General features: G+C 59.7%; 13 protein-coding genes. 5 read left to right on the forward strand and 8 right to left on the reverse strand.

Annotated features, from left to right (window positions below):
- Window positions 1-381 (forward strand): transposase (locus tag BGIM_RS60370; protein WP_238537641.1); only part of this gene is annotated, 381 nt, incomplete at its 5' end.
- A 132-nt stretch (window positions 382-513) separates the two neighbouring features.
- Here the strand turns inward: BGIM_RS60370 and BGIM_RS57555 are convergent.
- Entirely contained in the window at window positions 514-1,365 is an 852-nt protein-coding gene (locus tag BGIM_RS57555; protein WP_020470707.1) for a GNAT family N-acetyltransferase, read from the reverse strand.
- A gap of 118 nt (window positions 1,366-1,483) precedes the next feature.
- Between BGIM_RS57555 and BGIM_RS57560 the strand changes: the two genes are divergently transcribed.
- On the forward strand, window positions 1,484-2,296 hold the full coding sequence (locus BGIM_RS57560; protein ID WP_157369034.1) for a Rad52/Rad22 family DNA repair protein: 813 nt from the start codon (window positions 1,484-1,486) through the stop codon (window positions 2,294-2,296).
- A 209-nt stretch (window positions 2,297-2,505) separates the two neighbouring features.
- Here BGIM_RS57560 and BGIM_RS0115705 read toward each other — a convergent pair whose 3' ends face one another.
- The 6 genes from BGIM_RS0115705 to BGIM_RS57580 form a co-directional block, all read right to left on the reverse strand.
- Window positions 2,506-2,997 (reverse strand): methylated-DNA--[protein]-cysteine S-methyltransferase, encoded by a 492-nt coding sequence (locus BGIM_RS0115705; RefSeq protein WP_020470709.1) that lies wholly within the window; start codon window positions 2,995-2,997, stop codon window positions 2,506-2,508.
- A 115-nt stretch (window positions 2,998-3,112) separates the two neighbouring features.
- A complete protein-coding gene (locus BGIM_RS65840; RefSeq protein WP_020470710.1) occupies window positions 3,113-4,054 on the reverse strand; it encodes a TIGR03000 domain-containing protein in 942 nt (313 codons plus the stop codon).
- Window positions 4,055-4,340: 286 nt separating this feature from the next.
- Window positions 4,341-5,216 carry a TIGR03000 domain-containing protein gene (locus BGIM_RS57570; RefSeq protein ID WP_020470711.1) on the reverse strand — a complete coding sequence of 292 codons (876 nt, stop codon included), beginning with the start codon at window positions 5,214-5,216 and terminating at the stop codon, window positions 4,341-4,343.
- Between the two features lie 122 nt (window positions 5,217-5,338).
- Window positions 5,339-6,571: a serine/threonine-protein kinase gene (locus BGIM_RS57575; protein ID WP_020470712.1), complete on the reverse strand. Its 1,233-nt coding sequence runs from the start codon at window positions 6,569-6,571 to the stop codon at window positions 5,339-5,341.
- On the reverse strand, window positions 6,564-7,151 hold the full coding sequence (locus BGIM_RS0115725) for an RNA polymerase sigma factor (protein ID WP_020470713.1): 588 nt from the start codon (window positions 7,149-7,151) through the stop codon (window positions 6,564-6,566). Before BGIM_RS0115725 ends, BGIM_RS57575 begins: the two co-directional genes overlap by 8 nt.
- Before the next feature lie 177 nt (window positions 7,152-7,328).
- Window positions 7,329-8,000 carry a DUF4956 domain-containing protein gene (locus BGIM_RS57580; protein WP_020470714.1) on the reverse strand — a complete coding sequence of 224 codons (672 nt, stop codon included), beginning with the start codon at window positions 7,998-8,000 and terminating at the stop codon, window positions 7,329-7,331.
- Between the two features lie 268 nt (window positions 8,001-8,268).
- On the opposite strand from BGIM_RS57580, the gene BGIM_RS0115735 reads away from it, so the two are divergent.
- From BGIM_RS0115735 to BGIM_RS0115745, 3 genes are read left to right on the forward strand one after another with little or no spacing between them, the layout of a single operon-like run.
- The gene (locus tag BGIM_RS0115735; RefSeq protein WP_020470715.1) at window positions 8,269-9,288 is read left to right on the forward strand and encodes a DUF1559 domain-containing protein; all 1,020 of its coding nucleotides are present in this window, start codon (window positions 8,269-8,271) and stop codon (window positions 9,286-9,288) included.
- A 12-nt stretch (window positions 9,289-9,300) separates the two neighbouring features.
- Window positions 9,301-9,621, forward strand: coding sequence for a hypothetical protein (locus BGIM_RS0115740; protein WP_020470716.1), 321 nt, complete (start codon window positions 9,301-9,303; stop codon window positions 9,619-9,621).
- A gap of 34 nt (window positions 9,622-9,655) precedes the next feature.
- Entirely contained in the window at window positions 9,656-10,000 is a 345-nt protein-coding gene (locus tag BGIM_RS0115745; RefSeq protein ID WP_020470717.1) for a low molecular weight protein tyrosine phosphatase family protein, read from the forward strand.
- Window positions 10,001-10,236: 236 nt separating this feature from the next.
- Here BGIM_RS0115745 and BGIM_RS0115750 read toward each other — a convergent pair.
- Window positions 10,237-10,626: transposase (locus tag BGIM_RS0115750; protein ID WP_029630088.1), on the reverse strand; the 390-nt coding region annotated here is incomplete at its 5' end.

Genomic DNA, 10,626 nt, shown 5'->3' on the forward strand with positions numbered 1-10,626 from the left:
GGCGAGAACTGGATCGATTTTCTGGAGCGGGTCGAGCGATGGCTCCCGGCTGGCATCACCCGCGTCTACGCCGTCCTCGACAACCTGGCCGCCCACGGATCCCGCGACGTGCTGTTGTTCAACGTGGCATGCCCGCGATGGGAGTTTGTCTTCCAGCCGGTCGCGGCGGCGTACTTGAACCTGATCGAGCCGTGGTGGAAGATCCTGCGGTCCCTGGCGCTCAAGGGCCGACGATTCGGGACATGGGAGGAGATCGTTGAGGCGGTGAACCGGGCGACGGCTTACTGGAACTCGCACCGACATCCATTTCACTGGGGCCGACGACGGCGTCACCGGCCCCGTCGGCCGGCCGGCGTCGCCACCCCGCCATCTGTGCGATAACTTGGCGGATGCACCACTTAGGGTTTAGGGTTTAGGGTTTAGGGTTTGGTTAAACTCGTAATGGGCTGGCTTGGTTCCCCATATTCCGGCTACGCTTTTGACCCTAAACCCTAAACCCTAAACCCTAAACCCTCACTCCGCGAACCACAACAACACATGCCTTGCCGCCGTCGCCTGAAAACCCATCCGGGCGTACATCCGTTTGGCGGGGGTGTTTCGCTCATCCACGATCAATCGGCAGGGGCTGCCCATGCGGTCAAGGATTTGGCGCAGGAAGACGCTTCCCAATCCCTGGCCGCGAACCTCGGGAATGAGGCCGATAAAGGAAAGTTCTCCCGGCGAGGTGATGGCGATGCCGACTGGCGCCCCGTGCCAGACGGCCATTCGCCAGCCATCCCGTTCGGGGGCGATGTCCTGATAGCCCGTGAGAAGGTCGTCGACCGTCCGGTGCCGGTTCAATTCCGGGCAGTCGAGCGAATCATCGTGGCAACGCATCACCAGTCGGCGATATTCCGGCGATTTGACATCGGGTGATGAAACAATTTCCAAATGTTCAAGCGGCGGGGCGATCAGGCCGCCCGGATGCTCCAGATGGATCACGTCGGTCACATGGGTGAAACCGTGTCGCAGCAGCGGCCCGGCCAGTTCGTGTTGCTCCGGGGGAAGGAAGGTTTGCAGCAACTTGGCCCGGTTCAGATGAGAGAGGGCGGCCTCCATCAATTCGTCTTCCACATCCTGCCGATGCGGTGGTGCGGTTCGCGGCGGCCAGACAATGCCGGCGGCCCCGGCCAGTTCCCGCAGGGCCATCACGCCGATCAGATGCCCGGCATCGCGGGCCAGCCAGAAATCGGCCGGGTCGAGTTCGCCTCGCGCCATGAGCCGAAACGCATGGGCCAGATACGCGGGCCGGTCCTCGGGAGCCACGTCGTACAGGAGCGTCAGGGCTTCCGGCAGTTCTTCGCGGGTGGCGGGTTGGATCGTCATGGGATTGCTGGCTCGTGCATCCAGAAATGATACATGAAGACGGCAACCGAGGTTGAATTATGAATGTATACAAATGTACACTAAACCAATCAAAACACCCCTTATGCGGGAACATGCGATGAGTGCCACAATCCTGACCGACGAGGGCCGGGCGATCACCCTGGCCCTGGCCCTTCCGTTTGAAGAATCGGAAGTGAAATTCAAACCGCAGGTCGTCAAAAACAACCGGGCGCTGGCCCTCGCCTACGTGGATGCGCGGGTCATCATGGATCGGCTGGACGATGTGCTGGGCGTGGCTTGCTGGCAGGACACATACGACATTCTCGCGGATGGCTCCGTGCAATGCCGGTTGCGGATTCGCGTGAATGATCGCTGGATCACCAAAACGGATGTCGGTTCCCCCAGCGAACAACCCGACGGCGGCGACCGGCTCAAGGCGGCGTTTTCCGACGCGCTCAAACGGGCGGCGGTGAAGTATGGCGTGGGCCGGTATCTCTACCGCATGCCGCAACAATGGGCCGATTATGATTCGGTGAAGAAGCAGTTTGTCAGTCCGCCGAAGATTCCCGCGTGGGCCTTGCCGGAAAAGGCGCCGACCGCCCCGGCGCAAGCGTCTCCCGCCCCGGTGGTGGCAACGCCGCCGGAAAAGAAAGCGACTGAGAAGAAGACGGCCGAGAAGAAAACATCGACGGACATCAGCGGGCCGGAGTTTCACCGTCGTTTGCGGGAAGCGGACGCCGAGTTGGCCCAAAAGGGGGCATGTCCGCTCGGCTCGCTGCTCGCCCATATTACGCAGGCGGGTCTGAAGGCAGGTTTCGGCCCCAACTTGGATGAGTGGACAAAACCGGCCATCGAACTGGCGGTGACGGAAACACGAACGTTTAAGGCGAGACTGGCAAATCGCTCGGCGGAGTCTAAGACGGCGGCGTGAGCAGTCGGTGTTTTCTGTCTTGGCGAGCCGAGCTCCGTGAGGAGCCGGGTGGCTTCCGGCGGGCGAACCGCCTCCCCTTCACTCAGCCTGATTCTCGCCCGTGGCAAATGCGCTTTCTCCGGAGGGAGCCACCCGGCTCCTCACGGAGCTCGGCTCGCCAAAACCAAGACGAGCCGTTCGGCTCGCCAAGACACAATCACTATGCTCGGTCATTTCGGCTGTTCATGTTTCAACAGCCATTCTTTCGTCGGCAAGCCCCCGCCGTAGCCGGTGAGCTTGCCGTTGGAGCCGATCACCCGATGGCAGGGAACGATGATTGACACCGGGTTTCGGCCGTTAGCCAGCCCCACGGCCCGGAAAGCGTTTGAGTTGCCGACGCGGCGGGCCAGTTCGGCATAGCTGATCGTTTCGCCGAACGGAATTCGAGTGAGTTCTTCCCACACTTTTTGTTGAAAAGGAGTTCCCGCCAAGGACAACGGCAGGTCAAATTCGCGGAGTTTTCCGGCGAAATAGGCCGTCAATTGCCGGGCGGTTTCTTGGAGAACGTCGTCCGCATCCTCGATGTCGGTCGCCTCGGTTCGCCCGTGGCCCGGCAAATACAAGCTGGTGAGAGCCACGCCGTCGGAGGTGATTCGGACATCCCCAAGCGGGGAGGGAACAAACATCAATCGGGTGGTTTGCGGTTCAAGAAGGGCCGGCATCGGGAAGTCCTCCGAGGTTGAAACGATCAAACCCCCGGCATTGGGATGCCGGGGGTTGCAACGTGTACATTAGTATACAGCATCGTTTCGGAGTCATCACCCCCGATTTTTAGACTTACTTCTTTTCTTCCTTCTTGGACTCTTCCTTCTTCGGTTCGTCTTTCTTCTTTTCTTCCTTCTTGGGGGCATCCTTTTTGGGAGCGTCCTTCTTCGGCTCGTCGCTCTTCTTTTCCGGCACAATCCACATGTGCAGGGTGTAATCGTCGCCATCGGCCCCGACGACCTTGATCGTCTTGTTCGGCTTCCAGTCGCCGAGGGTGAAGCGGTGGGACACCACGCGGGCGCCCGGCTTCAGGGCTTTTTGCAGCACGGGGCTGAGGCGGGCGCCGAGATCGTCGCCGATGTACAGCAGCACCACGGTGGCTTCTTCGCAATCCTTTTCGGTCAGGGCCAGGATGTCCCCCTTGCGAACTTCGACTTTGTCTTCCACGCCCGACGCCTTGATGAGCGGCTTGGCTTTTTCGTCGATGATGTTCTGGAACAACTCGACGCCGAGCCCCTTCTTCGCCTTGAATTGCTTGACGGCCCGGATGAGCATTACGCAGTCGCCGGCGCCGTAGTCGTGAACCACGTCCTTCTCGGTCACCTTGGCCATTTCACACATCTTGTCCACGATGTCTTCCGGCGTGGGCACCCAGCGGACTTCGATCTTGTCAACCTTCTTGTCCTCGACCCGCATGTCCACGGTCACGGTTTCGCCGGCCTTGAACGTCACTTCGCGGGTGCGGAAGATCTTCGTGTAATTGTTGGGGATGATGACCACTTCGATCTTGTAGGCATACGACTTGTCGGCCTCCAGATCTGTCGTGGTGAACACGCGGACGGAGTCCTTCACGGTGGCCGGTTCGTCGATCTTCTTGCCTTCGATGGTGATCTCGGTCCGGGTCGGCTTGTCCGGCACTTGAACCTTGATGGTGGCCGGCTTCTTGCCTTGGGCCGCCGCCAGCATGGGCAGCGTCCCGATCATGAGGGCCACGACAAACAAACGCCTGAGCATGGGGTAAATCTCCGGGGAAAGAGGTCGATGGTTGGGAGGGGAAAAAGAGAAGACTAACCACAAAGTCGCGAAGATCACACAAAGTTTCACAAAGAAAAACAGATCGAAAGCCAAGGAAAGACATCAAAGGCAACAAAGGGAAAAGACCATCCGCCGATCATTTCGCGACTTTGTTTCTTTCTGCTTTTCCTTTGCTGATTGTCTTTTGCTTTTGAATCCGGCTTTTCATCTTTGTGAAACTTTGTGTGATCTTCGCGTCTTTGTGGTTAGTCTTCTCCGGCGTGTCTTACTTCTTCTTTTCGTATTCGCCGGCGGCTTCTTTGCCGGTGATCTTCCACACGTGCAACTCGAAGTCTTCCACGCCGTAGTCCCCTTCGCGGGTGACGGTGATGGTCTTGGTCGGCTTCCAGTCGCCCATGATGAACCGGTGGGACACCACGCGGGAACCCGGCTTCAGGTATTTCCACAGCGTCGGCCGCAGGCGGATGTTCAGTTCGTCGCCCATGTACAGCATCACCACGGTGACGCCCTCGAAGTCCTTTTCCGTCAGTTGAAGGGCGTTGCCTTCCTTGATCGTGATCTTGTCGTCCAGCTTGGCGGTCTTCACGGCTTCCTTGGATTCCTCGACCTTTTTCGGGTCAAGGTCGATGCCAAGGCCGGCCTTGGCTTTGAATTCCTTGACGGCGGTGATAATCATCACGGCGTCGCCGCAACCCGGGTCCATCACCTTGTCGTCTTTGCCGATTTCGGCCAGTTTGGCCATGTCTTCGACGACGACCTTCGGCGTGGGAACCCAGCGGATCACCACGTTGTCCTTGATCGCGTCGTCCTTCTTGCGGATGTCCAGCGTGACTTCGTCCCCGGCCTTGAAGGTGATTTCACGGGTGCGGACGATCTTCGTGTAGTTGTTCGGCTCGATGGTCGCTTCGATCTTGTAGGTGTACGTCTTGCCCGGTTCGAGTTCCGGCGTGACCAGCACCCGTTGGCCGTCCTTCACCTTGTCATTCGATTCCAGATCCTTGCCCTCGACCTTCAACGAGATCTTGCCGGGTTCCGGCAGCAGGATCTTGATGGTGGCGGGTTTCTTGTCGGCGGCGAACGAAACGCCGGCGAACACCAACGCCAAGAGGGCCGCCCAACGTCGCGGGTTCCCGATCATCATGTGGACTCTCCCAGGAGAATAATTGTGGGTACGCGGGCACTCATGTTACAAGACACCGGCGGGATGGCAGCGATCAGGCCGACCGTCCGGCGTCGCGGAGGGGGTGCCGTGGAATTGTTCTATCAACCGAAAGCGACGCGAAACTCACGAACCGTTGAGAATCGGTCCGACGGCTTCTTGGCGAGGCATTTCAGGCATGCGGCCTCTGCCTGGGGCGAGACCGCCGGGTTCAATTGGCCGGGGGGCGTCACGGCCTCCTCCCGCACCAAACGCAACACCTCCAAGGGGTGTTCCCCGAGGAACGGCGGCCGCCCGGTGAGCAGTTCGTACAGGACGGCCCCGAGGCCGTAAACATCCGTTCGCTCATCGGCCTCGCGGGCCGTCTCGGCCAGTTCCGGGGCCATGTAACTCGGTGTGCCCAGGGCCTCCTGTGTGGCCGTGATGGCCCCGATGATATCTCCCTGCAACTTGGCCAGACCAAAATCGGCCAGCTTCACCCGGTCAAATCCCGAACTAGCCCGGCCCGCATCGGCGCCGCCCAGAAGAACATTGGAGGGCTTCAAATCCCGGTGGATAATCCCATGCCGGTGGGCTTCTTCCAAGGCGTCGGCCAGTTGGTTGATGATGTCGCGGGTCTCCTCGGCGGGCAACGGCTGGCGGTTGAGTTTCCGGCCCAAGGTTCCCCCGGCGCAACATTCCATCACCAAAAACGGCCGGGCGCGGACTTCCCCCATGCGGAAGCCTTGCACAATGTTCGGGTGGTTGAGCTTCAACAACATTTCGCATTCCCGGCGAAAACGGGCAAGCCGTTGAATGTCCTCGCGGTATTCGGCATCAATGATTTTCACGGCCACGGTGGTCCCGTGGTCTTCGTCAGTCGCCCGGTACACCGAGGACATGCCCCCCTGACCAAGCAATTCGTGCAACGTCAGGCCGGGAATCTTGGGCATCCCCCGGTGGGCGGTTTCCTCCGGGGCGCCGAGGTCGATGGCTTCGTGCCACATCACTTGATCGCGGATTCGCCGGGCGAAGCGGGGAAACCGGGAGATGTATTCCGTCAGAGAGGGGTTTTCGCCTATTTCCTGCCGGAGATAGTATTCCCCGTAGATGATGACGAGGGCCGATTCCGTGTGATTGAGGATGGGTGGAAACGCCTTGAGATAGGTTTCGGCCCGGACCCGCTCGCCGCGATGCCAGCGCTCGGAGCGGTCGATTTCCAGCACGTCCAGCAAGATGTCCGTTTCGATGATCTTCCGTCGGGCGACGAACAGTTCCACGTCCGGCGTTTCCGGTTTTAGCCAGAGATCGGAGAACTCTTCCAACAATTCGCGGCGCCGGCGGGATCGTTCAGACATGGGGGCCGACCTCCAGGCCAAGACTGGCGGCCACTCGCTCCAAGGCCCGGTTCAATTGCATCCGGTGCTTGTCCGCCCGGCCGCCAAGTTCAGTGGCGATTTCCTCCCAAGTGCGGCCATCGCGGCGACGCTCGGCGAGGGCTTGTTCCTCTGGGGAAAGCATCTCCCGGCCGCGAGCCAGCAATTCCTGCCATTCCACCTCGGCCATCGGGTCGGTCTCGTCCGGCACGGAAGCGGCCTCATCCCCCAAGGGAAACGACCGCCGCACGTCCCGCCGCTGGGCGTATTCCCGGCGGACATGCTCCAGCGATTTGTTGCAGGCCATTTGCACCAGCAACCGGCGAAGATCCTCCGGCCGGTCAATGGAAAACTGCCCGGCCGCCGCCCGTTGAAAAAAGCTTTTCAGGACGGACTGGCAAATGTCCATCGAATCCAGAATGGTCCGCAATCGCGGAGAACGAAGCCTCATCCGGGCTTCCAGCCGAATCACCGGCTCATACCGGGAGACCAGTTCCTCCAGCGCCGCCTCTTCCCCGGCCCGCACCCGCAGGATGTAACCAAGGAACGGGTTTTCTTCCACGGGGAAGGCTCCTTTGTTTGGAACAGGGTTTAGGGTTTAGGGTTTAGGGTTTAGGGTTTGGGAAAAAACTCATTTGGGATCTGTCGAATGATGTGAAACTGTTCAAATCACATAAACACCTGTCAATCGGGCATGCGCATGAAGATCGGCCAACCCCTAAACCCTAAACCCTAAACCCTAAACCTGCTTGATATCCACTCCCTGACAATCCTCATGTTTGCCGAGTTCGGCCAGGAGTCGCAGTGGCGTCACACCGGATTTAAGGACGACCTTGTAACGGTATTCCATCAAGGTTTCCTTCTTCAAGGTGGATCCGCTCACAAAATCGCAGCGTTCCATCAGGCTGGCCACGCCGTTTTCGAGTATCCGCTCGACCGGCTTGCCGACCGCCACGCGGATGTCCAGGCACCAAACCCCGGCGGACGGGGTGATGTTCCGCAGCCGGAATCCCAAGGATGTCAGTCCCCCCGCAGCCAGGCCGGCGATCCCGACTTCGAAATAGCCGACGCCGGCCGCCATGCCCAGGATGACGGAGAACAGCACAAAAGCGGTGTCGCGTGTATCTTCCAGGGGCGTGCGGAAGCGGATGACGGACACCGCCCCGACCAGACTAAACGCCCTGGCCGCGTTGTTGCCGACGACCTGCGAAACAACGGCGATCAGCACGCACAACATGACCAGCGACGAACCGAGCCGGGGGCTTTCCGGCCTCTGCGGCGGCCGGGTCCACACATGCAAGCCGGCGATCGCCAGCCCGAACACGAAGGAGGACGACAATCGCACGACGATGTCGCTCAACTGCAGCCCGGTCGGCTCGGTGAACGCGGTCTTGAGCCATTCCATTGACATTCGGAAAAACCTCTCGGACGGGACGCGACAGGGCGGAGGGCGGGAAGAGTCGCCGGGCCATCCGTCCATTATGTGACGACCGGCCCCAAAAAGACAGACGAGAATCGGAACGTGGGAACCGGAAGGCGGCCGGAAAATGAATCGTCAAAATAAATTAAGCAATCGGCTGCAATTGTACCGATGAAGAAAATTTCATAATATCAAGGTGCCCTTTGATCCCGAATCTCCCATCAATCGGGTTATTTTTCTCTCCCTCATGAGGTGTCGGATGTCTCTCTCCAAACTTCGGCGTGGTTTCACGCTGATCGAACTATTGGTGGTGATTGCGATCATCGCCATTCTCATCGGGCTGCTCCTGCCCGCCGTCCAGAAGATCCGCGAAGCCGCCAACCGGATGAAATGCACGAACAACCTGAAGCAACTCGGGCTGGCGATGCACAATTACCACGACGTGAACAACGTGTTCCCCCGCAACTACAAGCAAGTCGGCGGGAATGCTTGGGAAGCGACGAGCTTGAACGTGTCCATCCTGCCTTTCATTGAGCAGGACAACTTGTACAAGCAATTCGACGCCAACACGACGAATTGGGGCAACACCTACAACTTGATGAACACGAAGCTCAACGCTTTCTTGTGCCCCTCCGCCCAGGCCGCCCCGGCCCGCGGCACCAACCCCAGCGGATGGGACGGCCCCGGCACCAACTATGCGTGGTGTACCGGCAGTTCGATTGAAACCGTCTGGGCCGGCAGCCGGTTCAACGGGATGATTTCGTATCAGACAGACACCCGGATGGCCGACGTGAGCGACGGATTGTCCAACACGCTGATGGGTTCCGAAATTCTGTCCGGCTCCAACGCGAGCGGATCGACGGGAAAATATCCCTTTGATGTCTTCTACACCAGCAACGGCGCCTTTAGCGGCGGTTTCGCCGATCCGAATTTTCCGACCCTGACTGAACTCAACGTCATCGGCAACTCGGCGAAAACGAGTCCTTCCGGCATGCGGTCCAACAACGGCACGATGTGGGGTTGGTATGCCGCCGGACAATCGACCTTCACCGCCGCCGCCCCGCCGAACTGGCAATACCCGACGACCGGGGGCGACTGCTGCCCCGGCGGCGCGCACGACTGGGGCTACGGCCTGTTCCCGCCTCGCAGCCTGCACACCGGCGGCGTGAACGGCGTCCTCGGGGACGGCAGTGTCCGCTTCCTCCGCAACACGATTGATCTTCCCACCTTCCAACGGCTCGGCAACCGCAGCGACGGTCAGGTCTTGGGCAATTTCTAAGGGAGTTTGTCCATGCGACGTTCGCAAATGGCCGCCGGAATTGTCCTCGCGGGCTTGCTGGGATTGGCGGCGGGATGTTCCCCGCCGGTGAAGACGGAAACCATCGAGGTCAAGCCGGCCGACCCGCTGGCCCAGGTGAAAACCACGCTGGCCAATTACGTCAAGGGCCAGCCGCTTGGCAGCGAAGTGACCGCTTTTCCAACGATGGTGGAAACCGTGAAAAAGGCGAACCCTGAAAAGGGCGCCCTCGTGGAAAAGGGTTTTGCCGATCTGCAAAAGCCCGGCGCGAACACCAAGGCCATCGCCAAGGATTTGCTCGCCAAATTGCAGTGACGGTTTCGGATGGGGCGGGGTGAGGAGTCATCTGATGGCAAGGGCAAAACAGGTGTTGTTTGTCTGCGAAGGCAACCTGCACCGAAGCCCGACGGCCGAGAGACTCTACTCGACTTCGCCCGGCCTCAAAACCCGCTCGGCGGGTTTGTCCGAGATGGCTCGGATTCAAATCACCCCCGAATTGCTCGACTGGGCTGATGTCGTGTTTGTGATGGAGCAAACGCTCCTCAAAATGATTCGTCGGCGATTCCCGGACTCACTGATTGACAAAGAATTGGTGTGCCTGCGAATCCCCGACGATTATCAATTCATGCAGCCTGAACTGCTTGCCATTTTGACAGAACGGTTGATGTCTTATCTGGGCCAGCCCACCGACTAATGCGGAGTTCTGCTTGGGGTGGCGGCCTGTGAAACCGAAAACCCTCTCCTCTCACACGCCATTGAACTCGGCTATCGCCCGTCGGGGAATCGCCGAACCACGGGGAATCGCGGTTCCCTCGCTGGCGCGTCGGGCTATGGTTGCGAGGTAGTTCCGGGTTGAAAAGTGTGACAGGTTTCCAAGCCCAAGGCCCGTTGCAATCATAGCCCGACGCGCCAGTTTTGAAGTTGCGCTTTTTATCCGGCGGTGCGAAACTCGGCCGGGATGGCCTGCCGGAGTTTTCGTCGCAAACGCCGGATTCCGCCGGGTGTTTGCATGGCGCGGGCCAGGTATTCCAAGTCGGCCTGTTCGCTGTGGCGGCGGACCGCCAGGCAGAGGCCGTGGGTTCGCTGGTGTCGCCAGCGCTCTTTCTGCTTCGTCGTCAGGCCGGACTTGGCCAGTTGCCTCGCCCGATGCCACTCCAGCCACAGGAACGTCACCAGGACCAGCTCCAGCCATCCCTCCGTCGCCTCGAACCGGCGCAGGCGGCATTGGGCGAAGCCCAATGTGCTTTTCAACTCCTTGAAGAACAGTTCGATCTGCCAGCGCAAATCATAAAGTTCGACCAGTTCGGCCGTCCGGAAATC

Origin of the sequence: Zavarzinella formosa DSM 19928 (assembly GCF_000255705.1) — a bacterium.
Lineage (GTDB): Bacteria > Planctomycetota > Planctomycetia > Gemmatales > Gemmataceae > Zavarzinella > Zavarzinella formosa.

Coding starts and splice junctions, on each gene's coding strand:
- BGIM_RS57555 (WP_020470707.1), bottom strand. CDS start 1,365: ATGACGATCCAACCCGCCACCCGCGAAGAACTGCCGGAAGCCCTGACG.
- BGIM_RS57560 (WP_157369034.1), top strand. CDS start 1,484: ATGAGTGCCACAATCCTGACCGACGAGGGCCGGGCGATCACCCTGGCC.
- BGIM_RS0115705 (WP_020470709.1), bottom strand. CDS start 2,997: ATGCCGGCCCTTCTTGAACCGCAAACCACCCGATTGATGTTTGTTCCC.
- BGIM_RS65840 (WP_020470710.1), bottom strand. CDS start 4,054: ATGCTCAGGCGTTTGTTTGTCGTGGCCCTCATGATCGGGACGCTGCCC.
- BGIM_RS57570 (WP_020470711.1), bottom strand. CDS start 5,216: ATGATGATCGGGAACCCGCGACGTTGGGCGGCCCTCTTGGCGTTGGTG.
- BGIM_RS57575 (WP_020470712.1), bottom strand. CDS start 6,571: ATGTCTGAACGATCCCGCCGGCGCCGCGAATTGTTGGAAGAGTTCTCC.
- BGIM_RS57580 (WP_020470714.1), bottom strand. CDS start 8,000: ATGTCAATGGAATGGCTCAAGACCGCGTTCACCGAGCCGACCGGGCTG.
- BGIM_RS0115735 (WP_020470715.1), top strand. CDS start 8,269: ATGTCTCTCTCCAAACTTCGGCGTGGTTTCACGCTGATCGAACTATTG.
- BGIM_RS0115740 (WP_020470716.1), top strand. CDS start 9,301: ATGCGACGTTCGCAAATGGCCGCCGGAATTGTCCTCGCGGGCTTGCTG.
- BGIM_RS0115745 (WP_020470717.1), top strand. CDS start 9,656: ATGGCAAGGGCAAAACAGGTGTTGTTTGTCTGCGAAGGCAACCTGCAC.